This window comes from Tateyamaria rhodophyticola, assembly GCF_047777875.1.
Lineage (GTDB): Bacteria > Pseudomonadota > Alphaproteobacteria > Rhodobacterales > Rhodobacteraceae > Tateyamaria.
The window spans coordinates 3,164,699-3,182,753 of record NZ_CP180519.1; the positions used below are offsets into that span (position 1 = coordinate 3,164,699).

Sequence of the window (18,055 nt, forward strand, 5' to 3'; positions counted from 1 at the left end):
CTCCGGGGGGGATTTTCTGGAACAGAGACGGGGATGCGTTTTGCGTTGATGAAGGTGCGGGGTGTGCAGGTACTGGTCCGGGCCGCGCCTGTATGGGGCGTTGAGGGCGTGGGTGTCGCGGAGGTTGGACCACTTTGATCGTGCCGCGCCAGTCTTGATGTTGCCGTGTGATTTGGTTGGCGTACCAGCCGAGAAGGCGGTCGCGGTGCGTGTCGCAGCGATTCTCAAAGCAGAGCGTACCTTTGGTCAGGTGGATGTTGTTGCCAGAAGTGCCGCGCGGAACGATACGCTCGGCGCGGCATCCGGGCAGGGCAGAGCCGGTCCGGCAGGGCCCGGCGGCGCAGCGGGTCCTGTTTGATGTCAGGGGCGGAACATCCTAGCCGTCGATGCGCGCGCCCATGATGGCGATGGATTGCTGATAGACGGTCGCTGCATTCCACTGTTTGATCACCTGGAAATTGGGCTGACCTTCCTGATAGCCCTTGCCCGGTTTCCAGCCCTTCTTGCGCAGGAAATTGGCCGTGGAGGCCAGCGCATCCGTCTGGTTGTAGAGATCCACGCGCCCATCGCCATTGCCATCCACACCGTAGGTCAACGCGTTGCCCGGCAAGAACTGGGTATGGCCCAGCTCGCCATGTTTGGCGCCCTTGGTCGATCCGGTGATCGAACCCTGATCCACCAGTTTCAGCGCGCCGATGGCGTGTGGCTTGAAGAAGTCCGAGCGGCGGCAATCATAGGTCAGCGTGACGATGGCCGAGACCACGGCGCTGTCGCCCATGAAGTTGCCGAACGCCGTTTCCATACCGTGGATCGCAATCAAAACCCCCGCGGGCACGCCGTATTGCCGCTCGAGCGCTGCGAAGTAGTCGGGGTTCCGCGCCTTGCGCTTGCGGCCCTGCGCCACGATCGTGTCTGCGCCGCGCACCTGCATGAACTTGTCCAGCGAATAGCGAAAGCTCTTCTGGTTGCGGTCGGCGGCGATGGTGCGGGTGGCGTAGGTTGCGTTTTGCAGCGCTTGCAGCCCGGAGCTCTTGACGCCTGCGCGCTTGGCCTCCTTGGCGAACCCGGCCTTCCAGGCGTCGAAACCGGCGCCCGTGTTGCCGCATGACGCCTGCGCGGCCCCCGCCAGCGCCAGTGACATGACCAGACCCGTTGCAAAATTCCTCAGCATACCCGTGCTCCACTGCATTACATTGGGACGAGCGTAGCGGATTGCGCCGCCGGTAGGCAAAGACAAATGCGGCGCGCTACCAGTTGGGGGTGGCGCGGCGCAGTTGCGCCAGTTTGGCCTCGTAGTCGGATTGCAGCTGCGCACGGCATTTCAGCGTGCCACAGGCTGCCATCTCGCGTTTGATCTCCTTGGCCAGGAATGGCTGTCCGAGGTCATTTGCGCGGCGGATGAGCGCCTGCATTTCCCATTCCGCCTCATCTTGGGCAAAGGCATTCATACGCTTCATCCCAAGCCGCGCGGCATTGAACGGCGTGACCTTGGTGTCCCATTCATAGCGTGTGTCGGCAGAGGCATCAGCGGTCTTGACCTCGCCAAAATCGGATACGAAGACCGATGCAAAGGCTCCGCGCACGCCTTCGCCACCAAAGAGCAGCACCATGCCGAGCACGGTCGGGATCAAAACGGCTGCGGCCAGCAGGTTGACCATGCCGGACACGGCCTGCCCGCCGCCCGCCGGCGGTTTGGGAAAGCTCTTGCGCGTCGTGGTGATGTCAGACAGATCCTGGGCCGGCGCCTTGGTCTTTTCGATCTGCGCAATCCGTTCCGCAAAACTCTTTTGTGTACCGGACATGGCCTCATCCTTCGCTGTGCCTGATATGGCGTAGCGGTGAACGGTGACCGAAATTTGGCACACCTGCGGTATTTCGCGTGCAAATAGAAAAAAGGCGCGCCCTAAGGCGCGCCCATAGGTTCAGCTGCTTAAAGGGAGGAGTTAGCAGCTGTAGTACATGCCGAACTCAACCGGGTGCGGCGTGTGTTCGTATGTTTCGATTTCTTCCATCTTCAGAGCGATGTAGCCTTCGATCTGGTCCTTGGTGAACACGTCACCGGCCAGCAGGAAGTCCATGTCGGCCTCCAGCTCTTCCATCGCTTCGCGCAAGCTGCCGCAGACGGTCGGGATACCGGCCAGCTCTTCTGGCGGCAGATCGTAAAGGTCCTTGTCCGACGGCTCGCCGGGGTGGATCTTGTTCTTGATCCCGTCGAGGCCCGCCATCAGCAGGGCGGCAAAGCACAGGTAGGGGTTTGCCGACGGATCGGGGAAGCGTGCCTCGACCCGCTTGGCCTTGGGCGATTCCGTCCATGGGATCCGGACGCAGCCCGAGCGGTTGCGGGCCGAATAGGCGCGCAGCACAGGGGCCTCAAAGCCGGGGATCAGACGCTTGTAGCTGTTGGTCGATGGGTTGGTGAAAGCGTTGAGCGCCTTGGCGTGCTTCAGAACACCACCGATGAAGAACAGCGCTTCGTCGCTGAGGTCCGCGTATTTGTCGCCTGCAAAGAGCGGCTTGCCGTCCTTCCAGATCGACATGTTCACGTGCATGCCGGTGCCGTTGTCGCCCGCGATGGGCTTGGGCATGAACGTGGCCGACTTGCCATAGGCAGCGGCGACGTTGTGGATGACATACTTGTACTTCTGAAGCTCGTCGGCCTGCTTGGTCAGGCTGTCAAAGATCAGGCCCAGCTCATGCTGGCACGACGCCACCTCGTGGTGGTGCTTGTCGACCTTCATGCCCAGACGCTTCATTGTGCTCAGCATCTCGGACCGCAGGTCCTGGCTCTCGTCGATCGGGTTCACGGGGAAATAGCCGCCCTTGACGCCCGGACGGTGGCCCATGTTGCCCATCTCGTACTCGGTGTCGGTGTTCCACGATGCATCCGTCGCATCAACTTCGTACGATACCTTGTTGATGCTGTTGGAGAAACGCACGTCATCAAACAGGAAGAATTCCGCCTCGGGGCCCATATAGGCAACGTCGCCGATGCCAGTCGACTTCAGGTACGCTTCGGCCTTTTCCGCCGTGCCGCGCGGGTCGCGGTCATAGGCTTCGCCGGTGTCCGGCTCCACGATGGAGCAATGCACGCAGATTGTTTTCTCGGCATAGAACGGATCAACATAAGCGCTGCTCTGATCCGGCATCAGTTTCATGTCGGAGGCTTCGATCGATTTCCAGCCCGCGATGGAGGAGCCGTCGAACATAAAGCCTTCCTCGAGGAAGTCTTCGTCGACCTGGTCGGCCATGACGGTCACGTGCTGCAGCTTGCCACGCGGGTCTGTGAAACGGATGTCGACGTACTCGGCGCCTTCTTCCTTGATCATGTCGAGAACGGGATTGGCCATTTCCTATGGGTCCTTCCTGAGTCAGTTACAGAGTTACAGCGCGTCCGAACCGGTCTCGCCGGTGCGGATACGGATGGTTTGTTCAACGGTGGAAACGAAAATCTTGCCGTCACCGATTTTCTCGGTCTTGGCCGCGTCCACGATCGCCTGGATCGCGCCGTCCACCTGATCGTCGTCAAGGATAACCTCGACCTTCACCTTGGGCAGGAAATCCACGACATATTCCGCGCCGCGGTACAGTTCCGTGTGACCTTTCTGGCGGCCGAAGCCTTTGACCTCGATCACCGACAACCCCTGAACGCCAACCTCTTGCAAGGCCTCTTTGACTTCATCAAGCTTGAAGGGCTTGATGATGGCTTCGATCTTTTTCATGGAGTGCCTCCCGTTGGCATTTCTCGGTAAGGGGTGGACCATCTGCGCCTTGGGTCGTCCATCGCAGGTGGCGGAGAATGGGTGTTTCACCCGGTGATTTGATAGGGCGTGGTTTAAAAATATGCAATGCGCACAAAAAATGGGCATCTTGAAAACGTCGGGGATTTGATGTGACCGAACCACTGACTGCAGCCCGGATGCGGGCCATAGAACGGGCGGCCATCGAGTCGGGTGCCGTGACCGGGCTTGAGCTGATGGAGCGTGCGGGGCAGGGCGTCGTCGAGGCCGTGTTCGAGGAATGGCCCGATCTGGCTGACGGCGCGCACCGGGCCGTGGTGCTCTGCGGACCGGGCAACAATGGCGGCGACGGGTTCGTGGTGGCGCGCCTGCTGCGCGCGCGGGGGTGGGCGGTCTCGGCGTTTTTCTACGGCAATGCGGACAGTCTGCCACCGGATGCCCGGGCAAATCACGATCGGTACGCACAGACCGACCCGGTCCACCCCCTCGGACATCCCGTCGCCAGCGCCGATGCGCTCGAGGCGCTGGAAGACGCGGCAAGCCACGCGAAGGATCACACCGAAGACAAACGCCCTTTTGTCGTGATCGACGCACTCTTCGGCATCGGCCTCACGCGACCGGTCGAGGGGTTGAACGCGCTTATGGCGCACATGGATTATCTGATACACTTTCCTGACCTAAATGCGGCCCGTATCGTCGCCGTGGATGTGCCAACCGGTTTTCACACGGACACAGGCAACGTGCTGTGGTCCAAATCCGTGTCACAGAACCCGTTTCCAGCCATCATCCCGAATCTGGTCGTGACCTTCCACGCGCCAAAGCCGGTGCATCACCGCCTGCGCCACGACGGCATTCCGGTCCATGTCAAAGACATCGGTCTACCCGTCTCTGTTCCAGAAAAATCCCCGCCGGAGGCATAAAATCTCTGATCCTGCCATCATCACCCGCGAAACGTTGCCCCGTCTTGCCAAGCGCCAAGGCCACAAGTTCAACCACGGTCACGCCTTCATCATGACCGGTGGTCCGGGACGTACCGGGGCGGCGCGGCTTGCCGCGCGTGGGGCGTTGCGGATCGGGGCGGGGCTGGTGACGCTGGGCACGCCGCCCGCGGCGCAGATGGAGGTGGCATCCCACATCACTGCCGTGATGCTGCACCGCGTGGCCGACGCGGACGCCTTGCGCGCGCGGCTCACTGACACCCGCATCAATGCGCTCTGCCTTGGACCAGGTCTTGGTTTGAGCGATGACAGGGCACCATTGATCGAAGCAGCGCTGCAAAGCGGCCGACCCACTGTTTTGGACGCAGACGCGCTGACGCTGATCGCCTCCGCGCCAGCGCTTTTTGCATTGCTCCACGCGGGTTGTGTGCTGACGCCCCATGACGGAGAGTTTGCGCGCCTCTTTCCCGACATCGCGGAGCGCCGCGCGGCTGAGCCGGATACGGAGGAGACGCTGTCAAAGTGCAACGCCGCGCGCGCTGCCGCGCGGCGATCGGGCGCCATTGTCCTGCTCAAGGGTCAGGAGACGGTCATCGCGGCACCGGACGGACGCTGCGCCCTTCACCGCGCAACGGATGACCGGGCGGCACCGTGGCTCGCCACCGCGGGGGCGGGGGACGTGCTGGCCGGGTTTATTGCTGGGCTGATGGCGCGCGGGTTCGATCCGATGCAGGCCGCGCAGGCCGCCACCTGGCTGCACGTGGAATGCGCGCGTGCCTTTGGCCCCGGGTTGATCGCAGAGGACCTGCCCGAGATGTTGCCAGCCGTCTTGAGGGGGCTCGACGCTTAGGCGGCGACCACAGCCTCTTCTGCGATCATCGCGGGAACCGACAATTCCAGCCCGTCGGCATAGATCACGTAAGGCGCTTCAAAGCCCAGTTTGACGAGGACCATCTGGCGCGGACCAAGCGACGTGATGTGCTCGTCATCCACCAGACACCCTGCGGGCATGACCGCTTGCGACGCGCCGCCAAGCGCCTTGGCGCGCCAGTCGCGCACCAGCACTGTCTGCGCGGCGGGCAGCATCACGGTGTGGGGTGGTTTGATGTGCCCCAATGCGCCTGCGTTGATCCGCACCGCCTCGACCTTGACCTTTTCCGTCTCGACCGCAGCCAGTGGAACCATGCCCGCATTGCGCGTGATGATCCTGTCGCCGGGCGACAGGAATTCCACCGGGATCTCACCATCACTGGTCAGAACGATGGTGCCGGCCACAAGGCCCACATGGGAAATACACGTGCGTTGTTGCGGGGAAAACCCGCCCGATGCACGCCCGACCGTTTTCGGTTTCATGGCGTTTCTCTCTTGTTCACCTGCCTCAGGTAAACGCAAGTTAGCTGAACTTTCTCTTAATGTCGTGCAATTTCTGCACCCTGCGGGTGCAAATGGGTCTCGCCTCGCGCGGCGTGACTTGCTAGAGGGGCAGCAGATGCGGGCGTGGCGGAATTGGTAGACGCACCAGATTTAGGTTCTGGCGCCGCAAGGTGTGGGAGTTCGAGTCTCCCCGCCCGCACCACTGCCCTGACGTCGAAAGGTGCCCTAGTTCGGACGATACCCGGCCTTTCGTGCCAACAGACGGCAGTCACCGGTTTAGCGCTTAATGCAGGCTCCGTTGATCTGGACAGTATTGACGCACCGGTCACGCGGCAGACACAGCGCGATTGCCGTCCGTGGACTAGCAGAGTGTCGTAGGGTGCGACTGCCAGCGGTTTTGAGGCAAGTTTTAAAAATTCCACGGGTCGTGAGCGTTTTAGCTCAAGGCACCTCGGCCGGTGCCATTGCATGGCGTGCATCACGCGGCGCGATGTGGGACACCATGTCCGTCAATTCACTCAATTGCACAGGCTTGCGCAAAATCAGCCGTGCATTGCGCGACATGTCAAACAGCTCGCCCTTGGGAAAAAGGCCGCTGCCCGTGATGAAGATGACCGGCGCCTCTGGCGCTGCGAAGGCGGCATAGTTCGCCACATCAGTCGAGTACGTGTCCGCGATCATCAAATCCAGCAAAAGAACCTGCGGCTTGTTGCGTTTCAAAAGCGCAATCGCCCCTTCGGCATCGCCTGCCTCAAGCACGGTATGTCCGGCCTCTTGCAGTGCTTCGGCAAATACAAAGCGAAGACTGGGGTCGTCTTCAAGGATCAAAACAAGCGCCATTTCGGACCTCATCAACTTCACCTCCGTTTTTAGGATGCATAGATTAACCGTATCCTAAAAGCACCCGGTTACGCACGATTTGGTTACCAATCATTTACAGTACCCACGATTCTCAGGTGACGACCACCGGGAAAACAATCGTGAACGACGCCCCTGACTGACCGTCCGAACGTGCAGAGATGTCCCAACCATGGCGGCGGCAGATCTCTGCACATGTGGCCAGACCGATTCCAGTGCCTTTGACCTCGGCCTTGAGCCGCAGGAACGGCAGGAAAATGGCGCGCGCCTGATTGGGATCGAACCCGCCGCCCGTGTCCGAAATTGTCAGATGCGCACCGTCCCCGGTGCGGCGCGTGGCAATCGTGACGTTGAGCGCCCGGTCCGCATTCTTGTTCTTGATCGCATTGGACAGGATATTGATCAGCAGGATCTGCAACATGCTGGCTTCGGCCATCAAATGCACATCTGGTCCTTCGACCTGAACCTCCGTCACCGCGTCGCGCAATTCGGTCTCGAGCATCGTGATGCACTGGTCGATCATCTCGTGCACGCTTACGCGGTTCAGATCCAGAGGCGCCGCAGAGGATTTGGCGTGGGCCAGAAGACTGGTGGTGAGCGTTTCCATCTTGTCGATGGCATCCTGCATGTGCCCCAGAAACGGCGCGGCCTCGTCCGGCAGATCATCGCCAAACCGGTTCTGGAACAGTTCAAGCAGACCCGCAATCGCGCCAATCGGTGTCTTGAGATCATGGCTGGCCGCGTGGGCAAACGTCTCCATCGACAGGACCGTGCGCTGCAACTCGGTGATGTGGGTTTCCAGGTGCCCGCTGCGCTCGGTCTCGCGCTGGCGTATGACGTTTGCCGTTTGCAAAGCCTCGGCGCTGGCGCGCATGTGATCCTGCGACAGCAGGTACAGCTGTTCCTGCACACCTTCGATGCGCATCAGGGACAGGTGGAAATCGATTGTCCTGGTGACGCCGATGCGCCGCGCATCGCGCATGGGCAAGCTGATGCCACCGCTCGCAACAGATTCGCGAAAGGCGGTGCTGACCGCACGTTCATCCAGATCGGTAAGCAGGGCGAACGCCATGCCATTCAGACCATCATGACCGGCCTCAATCGGGCTGCTGTACATCCGGCTGGCGCGGCGGGTGTGCAGCACGATCGTGCCCGCGTGGTCCAGAACGAAGGCCGCGATGGGCAAGGCGGAAAAGGCCGCGCGCGCGACCCTGGGATCGGTGGCGATGCCAGGATCGGGGCGCGCGGCGTCCGCGCCCTCCACCTCAGCCGTCACGGAGGCGCGCGTCATCGAAGGCGCGCAGGCTGCCAAACACGTGCGTAACGCGGCCTTGCGCGCCGCGCCGCGCCTGCCCACGGCATTCAACCGCAACCACGTCGCCGTCGATGCGCTGGATCTCTGTTTTGGTGACAAAGGATTCACCATGTTCCAGCGTCCGTTGCAGAAGATCCTGCATGCGCGCGCGGTCCGCTTCGACGATATGCTGCAGCAGCAGTTCGATCGACGGCACAACTTCGGTCGTCTTGTGGCCCAGCAGGTCATACATCGCCGCATTCCAGCTTGGGTCGTAGTTTTCGACATCCACGGAATACACGCCGATGCCCATGTCATCCTGCAACGCCTCGAGGCTTTCACGGTAATGCGGGCTGTGCGCCTTGCTGGCCATGTCCCAGACCACGCCGATCATCTGGATCGGCTCATTGAGGCTGTCCCGCACGATGGTGATGATGCCCTTGATCCTGATGATCTTGCCATCCGGGCCAAAGGCGCGCACCTCGTATTCCATGGTGCCGCCACCGTCGATCAGACGCTGCATCCGATCAAGATGCGTGTCGCGGTCCTCGGGGTGCAGCTTGGTATGGGCCTCGTCCCATGTGGGCTGTTTGCCAGAGATATCGACGCCGTGAAGCGCATACATCTCGGGTGACCAGACCAGTTCCTTGGTATCCAGATTGTAGGTCCAGTGCGCCACATGGCTCAGCTTGCTGATCATCGACACCAGTTGCGCGAGGGGTTCGTTGTCATATTGCGTGACCGTGATCGACAGCCCGATCAGCTTCTGGTGCTGATCGTGGACCGGCGACAACAGCATGGTGTAATGCTTGCCCTCCGACAGGATCGGCACGCGCCGGACCTCTTGCAGGCGCAGCACCGTATTGGCCAGGGGCGCAAGCGCGGGGAAGCCCGCGGGCAGGCTGCACTGGCTCAGATGCACGCCGGTTGGCGGCAATTCCCGCAACCCGAACAACTCCAGCGACACGCGCGACATGCGGCGCAAGGTCAAGGCCTGATCCGCCAATGCGATGGCGTAGGGTGCCGACGCCAGCGTCGCCTCCAACTCGGATGCGAGCGCCTGCCGTTCGGCCGAACTGATCTGCAATTCCTCGTTGACGGTCAGCAGCTCTTCGTTGGTGGACTGCAACTCTTCGTTGGAGGTTTCCAACTCCTCGTTGGTGGCCTGGAACTCTTCGTTTGTGGACTGCAGCTCTTCGTTTGCCGATTGCAGTTCTTCGTTGGCGGTCTGCAATTCCTCGATGGTCTGTTGCAGGGCCTCCTGGGTGGAGCGCACCTCCATCTCCATCCGCTCGACATAGGCGCGCTGTTCCTTGTCGGTGATGTCTTCGAGATCGGTTTCGAGCTGCTCTTCGAACTTGGTATCAATCGCCACAAGGCAGTGCATCTCACCGCCCTTGTAATTGTGGAACGGAAACACACTCATCTGGATGCGGTTGCCGACGGGCAGGGACACGCTGTGCCAGCGGCCAACGCGTCGCGCCTCATTGCGGATCGACACAGCGATCAGGCTGGTCACCTCGGACAGGAGCGGTTCGATCAACATCTTGATGTTGAGCGATGTGGACGCTCCTGCGCGGATCTCGAGAAACGGGCTCAGATCGCCGAGCACTTCGATGATGGTGCCGTTGCGGGTTGTGATAAATCCATTCGGTGCCACCACACGGGCCAGCGACAGGTCCGCCTGCACATTGGGATCATTGGGGGCTGCGAGGTTCTTGACCATGCCGCCCCTGCGCCGGTTGCGATGGAACATGCCCGCGCCGGGTTCAATGGACAATTCGCCAGAGATGCCCCGCCGTTTGCCAAACACCTTTTCCGCCCCCTGGCGCGCCTCGAAAAACACGCTCATTTCGCCCACAGTTTCCGACGTGCCAAGGAACAGCAAACCGGTCGAGTTCAGGGCATAGTGCAACCGGCTCAGCACCCGTTCCTGCAGCGAAAGGTTGAAATAAATCAGAAGGTTGCGGATGCTCACCAGGTCGACATTGATGAATGGCGGGTCCTGAAAGATATTGTGGTGCGAAAACAAGGTGACCGCGCGCAGGTCCGGGCGCACGGTGATGTTCGTGCCGCTCACCAGGAAATAGTCGGCCAGCAACTCGGGCGGAATATCCTGCGCCGCGGTGATCGGATAAATGCCGCGCCGCGCGACCTCAATGGCGTTCTGGTCGATATCGGTGGCAAAGATCTGCACGTTGCGTTTTGACAGGGCGCTGATCCCGCCCAGCAATTCGGCAACGATGATTGCAATCGTATACGCCTCTTCCCCGGTGGCACAGCCGACGATCCACAAGCGGATCGGTCCGTTGGGGCGGTTGTTCAGGGTCTCGGACAGTTCGGATTTGAGATGGTCGAATTGCAGCGGATCGCGGAAAAACCGTGTGACTGAAATCAGCAGATCGCGGTGCAGCGCGTCCACCTCATCCGTGTTGGTCCGGCAATAGTCGACATAGGCGTCATAGCTGTCGACCCCAAGCGCGGTCATCCGGCGCGACACGCGACGGCTCAGCGTGTTTTCCTTGTAGTCGCGGAAATCGACCTGCGTCCGCGACAGCAGGATCGCGAACAGGTCGTTCAGCGGGCTGGGCGTGTCCATGAACTCGCGCAGGCCATCGAAATTGCGCGGGCGGGCCAGGATCTTTTCGAGATGGGTGCCAATCTGCTCTGGCGACAGGGTGAGGTCGATGCACCCCGTTTCAATCGCGGATGTCGGCATGCCATCATATTTCGCGGTCGATGGCTCCTGCGCGATGGTGATCCCGCCCACTTCGCGGATCGCCTGCACACCATAGCTGCCGTCCGAACCAGTCCCAGACAGGACGATCCCGACGCAGTTTTCGCCACATTGCTCCGCAATGCTCTTGAACAGCCGGTCCGCCGACGGGGTCGGCGTGGCAGGATGGCCCGACGGATTGCGCAACCGCAGCATCCCGTTTTCGTACACCACATCCGTGTTCGGCGGCGTGACATAGATCGAATTCGGCTCGGGTACGGTTTCCACACCCAGCTCGTGCACCGGCAGCTTGGTCTCGCGCGAAATCAGTGTCGACAGCACGCTTTTGTGTGTGGGCGACATATGCTGCGCGATGACATAAACCGCCGGAGCGTCGGCGGGCAGGTTCTGCACCAGCAGCGACACCGCCTCGAGCCCACCGGCAGAGGCCGCCACACCGACAATCGGCGGGGCAGGGGGCGTCGTCGGCACGGATTCCAGGTCGTCTTCCGGCTCAGCAGGCGGGGGCGATGGCATGTCGTTGGTCATGTGTGTGCAATACCTGTCAAGCGGCCGGGCAATATTGATCGATCAACGACATGAGTTTTCCCGGCGATACAGGTTTGCTGGCATATCCATTCATTCCAAGTTTCTCGACGCGCTTGTCGTCGTGATAGGTGACGTCCGCCGTGACCGCGATGATGGGAACGCGGCGGGGTGGGTCACTGATTTCATTGCGGATTTTCAAGGTGGCATCGAGCCCGGACATGATCGGCATGTGCAGGTCCATCAGCACGAGGCCAAATTCCCCGGGACGGTCCGACAGGGTGCGAAACCCTTCCTCGCCGTTGCTTGCACTCTCCACCTCCACGCCGAGGCCGGAAATGATTTCATGCATCATGAATCGCGTGAACGCGTCATCCTCGATGAGGAGCACCTTGTGATGATACGTCATGTCACTTGATCCACCCAGGTCAGGTTATTCAATCGTAGCAAGAAACTGGTCTTAAAACCATCCCTCTCGCTTTCCAATAGGCGAAGGTCGCCGTTCATCAGCCGCGCCAGCTCCCGGCTGATCGCGAGACCAAGGCCCGAACCGCCATGGCCGCGGCGAATCCCCGTGTCCGCTTGCGTGAACCGGTCAAAGATGCGGCTGCGCGCTTCGTCATCAATCCCGGTGCCGGTGTCGCTCACAATGATGTCCAGCGCCCTGCCTGCCGCGGTTTCCTGCATCGAAAGCCGGATTTGCACCTTGCCGTGGTCGGTGAACTTGATCGCGTTGTCGACAAGGTTGGCGACCACTTGCGTGACGTGTGGCGCGTCGATTTCGGCCTGTTCCGGCAGGTCATCATCCAGGACAACGGAAATGTCGATCTGCTTGTCGCGCATGTGGCGGGTGGCGTCGGCGTTGGTCAGCCACTGGTTGGCCAGAACCCGCAGATCCGTTGGACTGACATGTATATCGACCGCATTCGCTTCGATTCGGGACATGTCGAGCGTGTTGTTCATCAACCCCATCAGCTGATGCGACGCACGTGTTGCCGTCTCGGCATAGAGCTTGGGTTTGTCCGAGATGTCCCGGTAATTCGCAATCAGGTGCAAAAAGCCCATGATCGCGTTGAGCGGCGTGCGGATTTCATGGCTCATCGTGGCAAGGAAATTTGACCGGATCGACAGCGCCCGTTTCGCCTCTGTCTCGGCCTTTTCGCGCTCTGTCACCTCGCGGTGGAGCGCGTCGATCTGCGTGAGCGTCCTGCGTTCGTACCCCAAAAGAGCGCCCGTGATCTTGTCGAGGCTGTCGGGGACACCGCGCGGCGGACGATCGAGCATCAGCGGCCCGGCCGCTTTGGCGTCAGCGGCATCCACATGCTCGGAAATCCGCCTCAGGTGCCGGATGATCATCCGCTCGACGATGATCAAAAGCGCAAGCGCGGCCAGATACGCCTTGGCGAGGTTGGTCAGGAACGTGGTCAGAAATTCGGCCCAGAGCCGCGCCCGCACAGCATCCAGCGACAGATGCACCAGCAGCGTGCCCACGACTTCGCTGCGATCATTCTCAAATTGGTGGATCAGGTCATAGGTCTGCATGGCATCAATGGTTTCATCTGCCTGGTCCTGCGCGCCCCGGGTCCACAGCTGCCCGGTCGGGGTCGACAGCTGTATATATGAAAGGTTGGGGTCCGTTGCGAGACCGTCGAGGATGATATCAACCTGCGCAAAGTTGAACGTCCACACCGCCTGTTCCAGCGACGTGGTCAGCGCGTCTTCGATGCGGGTCAGAACCGCCGTCGCATCCGAGCGTTGGCGCAGGAAACTGGTTCCGAGCTGGAGCCCGGTGGAAAACACCGAAAGAACCGATCCAACGATCAGAGAGGCCACGACCAATCGGACGCCCAGACGATCAAGCATGCCGTCAAATGTGGGCCAGAGCGTCATTGCAATACATGCCGCTCCAGCAACCTGTCCAGCCGCCCGTCCGCCCGCATCGCGGCCAGTGTGGCGTTGAAATCGGCAACGATCTGTGCCGCGCCTTCCACATCCCGACGTATCGCCATGTGAATGCTTTGCTGCTGCAACACACCCGGTGCAAACGACACCTGCGTGCGCAAGCTGGGGTCCTGATGCGTGATGGCGTGCCGGATTACATCCACACTGTCGAGTGTCAGGTCCGCACGTCCCACGGCCACCATCCGAATGGCCTGGAGCGTCGTGGTGACGACAATTTTCTTCAGGTAATCCGCGTGGTCAAACTCATCCTCGTAGAGAAAGCCGTCGCCGACGGCGATGGCAAACGGGCGCAAGGCCTCGACCGTCGTAAAACTGTGGCCCGCGCCTCTACGCTGCACCAGCTGGATGTCGGTGACGTAAAACGGATCGGCATAAAGCAGCGCGTCTTCCAGCTCGGGATCCCGAAACAGCGATCCGATGATCTGGAACCGCCCGATCTTGATGTCTCCCATGATGCGGGCCCATGGCACGACCCGCGTCTCCACCGGGTGCCCGGCCTCTGTCAGAACGGTTCTGATCACATCCAGCGACATGCCCTGCCCGGGCAGGGCGGCCCCCGAGAACGGAGGCGATTCATCCGCAACCGCGACCAGCGGTGCATCCTGTGCCGCTGCCGTGCCAATCCACGCTGAAACCGACAGTATCACTGCCCACAAGCTGCACATACGCATTCTCTGGCTCTCCCGTCTGCCAACCCATCCCGGCGACACACGCGTCGCACCGGCCAAACTGAAATCATATTGCGACCTTCAGGGTTGCTCATTCTTTAACGGGCGCACATTCCGTCGCCGCGCATGATAATCAAAGCGCACCCGGAACCAAATACATTTTGGTATCACCGCCAAGCCCCTTGCACCCGAGGCCCCGCATGCCTAGAAGGGCGCGAATTTCAGATGCGCCCCCGGTCGGTTCCGGGGGCTTTGACGTATGGGAGCACACATGCAGGTCACCGAGACGCTGAACGAAGGGCTGAAACGCGGCTATGCCATCACCGTGACGGCGGCCGAGCTGGACGCAAAGGTCAATGAAAAGCTGGCCGAAGCCCAGCCCGAAGTGGAAATGAAGGGCTTTCGCAAGGGCAAGGTGCCCATGGCGCTCCTGAAAAAGCAGTTTGGCCAGCGTCTGCTGGGCGAAGCGATGCAGGAAAGCGTCGATGGCGCGATGGCGGAGCATTTTGAAGCCTCCGGTGACCGCCCCGCGATGCAGCCTGACGTAAAGATGACGAACGAGGACTGGAAAGAGGGCGACGACGTCAATGTCGAGATGTCCTATGAGGCGCTGCCCGAAATCCCCGAGGTCGACATGTCCGCGATCAAGCTGGAGCGTCTGGTGGTCAAGGCCGACGACGCCGCGATCGAAGAGACGCTGGGTTCGCTAGCCGAAAACGCGCAGGACTTCAAGGCGCGCAAGAAAGGCTCCAAGGCCAAGGACGGCGATCAGGTTGTGTTCGACTTCCTGGGCCGCGTCGATGGCGAAGCATTCGATGGCGGTGCTGCCGAAGACTTCCCGCTGGTGCTGGGCTCCGGTCAGTTCATCCCCGGTTTCGAAGAACAGCTTGTCGGTTCCAAGGCCGGTGAGGAAAAAGACGTCACCGTCACCTTCCCCGAGGATTACCAAGCCGAAAACCTCAAGGGCAAGGAAGCCGTCTTTGAGTGCAAGATCAAAGAGGTCAAGGAACCCGTCGCCGCCGAGATCAACGACGATCTGGCGCAGAAATACGGGGCCGACGATCTCGACGCGCTCAAGGCGCGCATCGGTGAGCAGCTGGAAGGCGAATATTCCGGTGCCGCACGCCAGGTGATGAAGCGGGCTCTGCTCGACGCGCTGGACGATGTGGTCAGCTTTGAGCTGCCGCCGAGCCTCGTTGAGGCCGAAGCCAAGCAAATCGCACACCAACTGTGGCACGAGGAAAACCCCGAGGTCGAAGGCCACGATCACCCCGAGATCGAAACCACGGACGAGCACACGACGTTGGCCGAACGCCGCGTGCGTCTGGGCCTGCTGCTGGCCGAGATCGGCCAGAAGGCAGAGGTCGAAGTGACCGATGCCGAGATGAGCCAGGCGGTGATGGCGCAGGCGCGCCAGTACCCGGGTCAGGAACGCCAGTTCTTTGAATTCGTTCAGCAAAACCCGCAGATGCAGCAGCAACTGCGCGCGCCCCTGTTCGAAGACAAAGTGGTCGATCACATCGTGGAAAACGCCACCGTCACCGACAAAGAGGTCAGCAAGGACGACCTGCAAAAGGCTGTTGAGGCGCTCGAAACCGAGTAACCCGGCACCCACATCACAATCGGATCAAGGCCGCCTTTGGGGCGGCCTTTTTCATTTTGAACACAGAGACGCGGCAAGCACATTTCTACCGTAGGTGGTTGACACGCACGTCAATCTGGCCGACCGTTGCCGCGCGGGGACGTATTTTCTACGCCATAGTTTTTTAAGGTCATTTTCAACGGGTCCCCGTGATTTACCGAGCGCGCTTCGGCGCAATTTGGAGGGCTCAAATGTACTACAGAACACTCACTCTATCTGCGTGCGCCGCGTTGCTCGCGTCGACCTCTGCCTGGGCGCAGATGACGATGCCGGACGATGCGCAACAGACATGCACCGCCGACATCGCACCATGGTTCGGCGGAACGGTCAGCGCCGGGGGCGCGGTCAACGCGCCCAGCTCCGTCACCTTTACCGAAGACAACCCCAATGGCGGCGAGGGACCGCAAATCTGCAATTTCTACCAATGGGGCGCACAGATGTTCCTGTGGCTGACATCGCCCGAAGGGGACGGGCTGGTTCTGGATGGCGATGCGATCTACAATGTGCTGCCGTCGGTCAATGGCGTGCGCCAGTTCCAGAATGCTGCCACGACGCCCACGCTCAACGTCGCGCTGCGGTCGGAAAAGTCGGTGGACGAAGTGGGCGAGATCACGCAGGCGGGCGGTGGCACGCTCATGTCGCAGGCAAAATCGCTCGTGTACTACGGCGTGCATACCAATGACATCTATGCGGATTTCCTGACGCTCCAGAAAAACGAACAACCCGCGGATATGGTGAATTTCCCAATCTCCGCGACAGAGCTTGAGATAATCGAGAAATATGTTGCGTCCGTCGGACTTGACGCGCCCGTAGCGCCCGAAACCCTCGCACTCGAGCTGAAGACATCCTGGGTGGATGCCGCAACGCTGCCGGATGCGGGTGCGTATATCACCATGCCGGCGGTCGTGCCCGCATACACCGCCAACAGCGACAACACGGTCTGGACCCCGAACGGGACCCAGGACATCACCCTCGCGCTGGTCGGCATGCATGTCGTCGGCACGGTGCAGGACCATCCGGAATTCGTCTGGGCCACGTTTGAACATCTCAACAATGCGCCGGACGCCACCTACTACTATACCAACACGGGCGGTGACACCGTGGCGTGGCCCTTTGACTCCAGCGGCAGCTATACCTTCCTCGCGACCGGCGGAACGGTGGACGGCGCCAACGTGGAATGCATGACCACGAAAACGAACACGACCACGAACCAGGTCGAAATCGTGGCCGAAACAAAGGACGGCGCATCGGTATGTGAGGGCGGCATTGTCCCATCCGACACGGTGCGCCTGCGCCCCTGGGGCAGCATTGCCTACACGCCGGATGACGTGACCAACGGCACGGTGACCCAGGACGTGTACGACAAGGCCATCACCAACAACACCGAACTGGTGTCGCTCAATACCGATGTCCTGTCCCAGCTGTCATCGGATGACCCGCGCGCCAACTACGTGCAGACGGGCGGGATCTGGACCACGACACCTTCGGGCGGGGGTGACGCACCGATCCCGAACCAGAACGGCGATCAGACGGCCCAGATGCGCGGATCGCTCGACCTCTATAATGCGACGATGGAGACCTATTCGCAGTCCTTCGCCAACAACTGCTTTGTCTGTCACCAGTTGAACGACAAGGCGCCCAACAGCTTTGGCGCGTTCCAGTTGTCGCATATCTATTCCGAACTCGAACCGCTCGTGTCCCAGTAGGCGCGGGCAAACGGAAGGGTCGCGCCTCTCTCCCGGTGCGGCCCTTTTTTTACGGCTCAATACGCGCGCAGATCGTTCAGCGTATAGGTCTGGCGGATGTCGAAATCCGGGTCCGGTTGATAGCCGGGATCATCCACAAGACAACTGCGTCCACAGATTTGCCGCGCCACCTGACGGCGCGCATTCACGTACCAGAACCGCCCGCCGGGCGTTGCGATATACCCGTCTGTACCGTCTTCGATATCGGTGCGCATGTCGTCAAAGGACGGCACCTCGCTCAGGAAATCGGGATGCCACGCCCCGTGCGTGTGGTAGGAGGCCAGCACCGTGAAATCGACAAAGCGCGGATCGGGGGGCAGGCAGGACGCCTGCCGTCCGCGCACCGGTTCCGTTGCGACATAGCTGCCGTTCGCATCCACACCGATCAGGCCGCAATATTCCCGCCCGTCGGCGATGGAGCGCGGCTGTATGTCGTTGAAAAGGTTTGACATAAACGCGATCTCACGTTGGTTTTGCGGCAGGGCGCGCGGTTCCATCGTGATGCTGGCGGGATCGGGTGTGATACACCCGCTCAGGGCCAGCACAGTGATCAGGACAAGGAGACGTTTCATGCC

At 60.9% G+C, this 18,055-nt stretch carries 16 protein-coding genes and 1 tRNA gene; 5 read left to right on the forward strand and 12 right to left on the reverse strand.

Annotated features, from left to right (window positions below):
• Positions 1-376: 376 nt before the first annotated feature.
• The 4 genes from ACERHN_RS17045 to ACERHN_RS17060 all read right to left on the reverse strand — a co-directional run bounded on the left by ACERHN_RS17045 (position 377) and on the right by ACERHN_RS17060 (position 3,719).
• Positions 377-1,171, reverse strand: a complete 795-nt coding sequence (locus ACERHN_RS17045) for a lytic murein transglycosylase (RefSeq protein ID WP_415920217.1) — start codon at positions 1,169-1,171, stop codon at positions 377-379.
• Positions 1,172-1,247: 76 nt separating this feature from the next.
• Positions 1,248-1,802, reverse strand: coding sequence for a hypothetical protein (locus ACERHN_RS17050; RefSeq protein ID WP_415920218.1), 555 nt, complete (start codon positions 1,800-1,802; stop codon positions 1,248-1,250).
• Positions 1,803-1,943: 141 nt separating this feature from the next.
• Complete coding sequence (gene glnA, locus ACERHN_RS17055; protein ID WP_415920219.1) at positions 1,944-3,347, reverse strand: type I glutamate--ammonia ligase; 1,404 nt, start codon at positions 3,345-3,347, stop codon at positions 1,944-1,946.
• A 33-nt stretch (positions 3,348-3,380) separates the two neighbouring features.
• Positions 3,381-3,719, reverse strand: coding sequence for a P-II family nitrogen regulator (locus ACERHN_RS17060; protein ID WP_415920220.1), 339 nt, complete (start codon positions 3,717-3,719; stop codon positions 3,381-3,383).
• Between the two features lie 170 nt (positions 3,720-3,889).
• Between ACERHN_RS17060 and ACERHN_RS17065 the strand changes: the two genes are divergently transcribed.
• On the forward strand, positions 3,890-4,657 hold the full coding sequence (locus tag ACERHN_RS17065) for an NAD(P)H-hydrate epimerase (RefSeq protein WP_415920221.1): 768 nt from the start codon (positions 3,890-3,892) through the stop codon (positions 4,655-4,657).
• Positions 4,599-5,525 (forward strand): NAD(P)H-hydrate dehydratase, encoded by a 927-nt coding sequence (locus ACERHN_RS17070; RefSeq protein WP_415920222.1) that lies wholly within the window; start codon positions 4,599-4,601, stop codon positions 5,523-5,525. The genes ACERHN_RS17065 and ACERHN_RS17070 overlap by 59 nt, the downstream gene beginning before the upstream one ends.
• Here the strand turns inward: ACERHN_RS17070 and ACERHN_RS17075 are convergent.
• Positions 5,522-6,028 (reverse strand): Hint domain-containing protein, encoded by a 507-nt coding sequence (locus ACERHN_RS17075; protein ID WP_415920223.1) that lies wholly within the window; start codon positions 6,026-6,028, stop codon positions 5,522-5,524. The genes ACERHN_RS17070 and ACERHN_RS17075 overlap by 4 nt on opposite strands.
• 138 nt (positions 6,029-6,166) lie before the next feature.
• On the opposite strand from ACERHN_RS17075, the gene ACERHN_RS17080 reads away from it, so the two are divergent.
• Positions 6,167-6,251: transfer RNA gene (locus ACERHN_RS17080), tRNA-Leu, on the forward strand.
• 239 nt (positions 6,252-6,490) lie between these two features.
• Here the strand turns inward: ACERHN_RS17080 and ACERHN_RS17085 are convergent.
• From ACERHN_RS17085 to ACERHN_RS17110, 6 genes are all read right to left on the reverse strand, one after another.
• Positions 6,491-6,889 (reverse strand): response regulator, encoded by a 399-nt coding sequence (locus ACERHN_RS17085; RefSeq protein WP_415920224.1) that lies wholly within the window; start codon positions 6,887-6,889, stop codon positions 6,491-6,493.
• Between the two features lie 112 nt (positions 6,890-7,001).
• Entirely contained in the window at positions 7,002-8,198 is a 1,197-nt protein-coding gene (locus tag ACERHN_RS17090) for a sensor histidine kinase (RefSeq protein WP_415920225.1), read from the reverse strand.
• The gene (locus tag ACERHN_RS17095; RefSeq protein ID WP_415920226.1) at positions 8,173-11,466 is read right to left on the reverse strand and encodes a chemotaxis protein CheB; all 3,294 of its coding nucleotides are present in this window, start codon (positions 11,464-11,466) and stop codon (positions 8,173-8,175) included. The genes ACERHN_RS17090 and ACERHN_RS17095 overlap by 26 nt, the downstream gene beginning before the upstream one ends.
• A 16-nt stretch (positions 11,467-11,482) precedes the next feature.
• Positions 11,483-11,872 (reverse strand): response regulator, encoded by a 390-nt coding sequence (locus tag ACERHN_RS17100; protein ID WP_415920227.1) that lies wholly within the window; start codon positions 11,870-11,872, stop codon positions 11,483-11,485.
• Positions 11,869-13,353 carry an ATP-binding protein gene (locus ACERHN_RS17105; protein WP_415920228.1) on the reverse strand — a complete coding sequence of 495 codons (1,485 nt, stop codon included), beginning with the start codon at positions 13,351-13,353 and terminating at the stop codon, positions 11,869-11,871. Before ACERHN_RS17105 ends, ACERHN_RS17100 begins: the two co-directional genes overlap by 4 nt.
• The gene (locus ACERHN_RS17110; RefSeq protein ID WP_415922759.1) at positions 13,350-14,072 is read right to left on the reverse strand and encodes a substrate-binding periplasmic protein; all 723 of its coding nucleotides are present in this window, start codon (positions 14,070-14,072) and stop codon (positions 13,350-13,352) included. The genes ACERHN_RS17105 and ACERHN_RS17110 overlap by 4 nt, the downstream gene beginning before the upstream one ends.
• Before the next feature lie 292 nt (positions 14,073-14,364).
• Here ACERHN_RS17110 and tig point away from each other — a divergent pair, with 292 nt between their 5' ends.
• Positions 14,365-15,696, forward strand: coding sequence for a trigger factor (tig, locus tag ACERHN_RS17115; RefSeq protein WP_415920229.1), 1,332 nt, complete (start codon positions 14,365-14,367; stop codon positions 15,694-15,696).
• A 230-nt stretch (positions 15,697-15,926) separates the two neighbouring features.
• Positions 15,927-17,441: a hypothetical protein gene (locus ACERHN_RS17120; protein WP_415920230.1), complete on the forward strand. Its 1,515-nt coding sequence runs from the start codon at positions 15,927-15,929 to the stop codon at positions 17,439-17,441.
• 56 nt (positions 17,442-17,497) lie between these two features.
• Here the strand turns inward: ACERHN_RS17120 and ACERHN_RS17125 are convergent, their stop codons facing one another.
• Positions 17,498-18,052, reverse strand: a complete 555-nt coding sequence (locus ACERHN_RS17125; RefSeq protein ID WP_415920231.1) for a DUF4329 domain-containing protein — start codon at positions 18,050-18,052, stop codon at positions 17,498-17,500.
• Positions 18,053-18,055 lie beyond the last annotated feature (3 nt).

Coding starts and splice junctions, on each gene's coding strand:
- ACERHN_RS17045 (WP_415920217.1), bottom strand. CDS start 1,171: ATGCTGAGGAATTTTGCAACGGGTCTGGTCATGTCACTGGCGCTGGCG.
- ACERHN_RS17050 (WP_415920218.1), bottom strand. CDS start 1,802: ATGTCCGGTACACAAAAGAGTTTTGCGGAACGGATTGCGCAGATCGAA.
- glnA (WP_415920219.1), bottom strand. CDS start 3,347: ATGGCCAATCCCGTTCTCGACATGATCAAGGAAGAAGGCGCCGAGTAC.
- ACERHN_RS17060 (WP_415920220.1), bottom strand. CDS start 3,719: ATGAAAAAGATCGAAGCCATCATCAAGCCCTTCAAGCTTGATGAAGTC.
- ACERHN_RS17070 (WP_415920222.1), top strand. CDS start 4,599: ATGTCAAAGACATCGGTCTACCCGTCTCTGTTCCAGAAAAATCCCCGC.
- ACERHN_RS17075 (WP_415920223.1), bottom strand. CDS start 6,028: ATGAAACCGAAAACGGTCGGGCGTGCATCGGGCGGGTTTTCCCCGCAA.
- ACERHN_RS17085 (WP_415920224.1), bottom strand. CDS start 6,889: ATGGCGCTTGTTTTGATCCTTGAAGACGACCCCAGTCTTCGCTTTGTA.
- ACERHN_RS17090 (WP_415920225.1), bottom strand. CDS start 8,198: ATGACGCGCGCCTCCGTGACGGCTGAGGTGGAGGGCGCGGACGCCGCG.
- ACERHN_RS17095 (WP_415920226.1), bottom strand. CDS start 11,466: ATGACCAACGACATGCCATCGCCCCCGCCTGCTGAGCCGGAAGACGAC.
- ACERHN_RS17100 (WP_415920227.1), bottom strand. CDS start 11,872: ATGACGTATCATCACAAGGTGCTCCTCATCGAGGATGACGCGTTCACG.
- ACERHN_RS17105 (WP_415920228.1), bottom strand. CDS start 13,353: ATGACGCTCTGGCCCACATTTGACGGCATGCTTGATCGTCTGGGCGTC.
- tig (WP_415920229.1), top strand. CDS start 14,365: ATGCAGGTCACCGAGACGCTGAACGAAGGGCTGAAACGCGGCTATGCC.
- ACERHN_RS17120 (WP_415920230.1), top strand. CDS start 15,927: ATGTACTACAGAACACTCACTCTATCTGCGTGCGCCGCGTTGCTCGCG.
- ACERHN_RS17125 (WP_415920231.1), bottom strand. CDS start 18,052: ATGAAACGTCTCCTTGTCCTGATCACTGTGCTGGCCCTGAGCGGGTGT.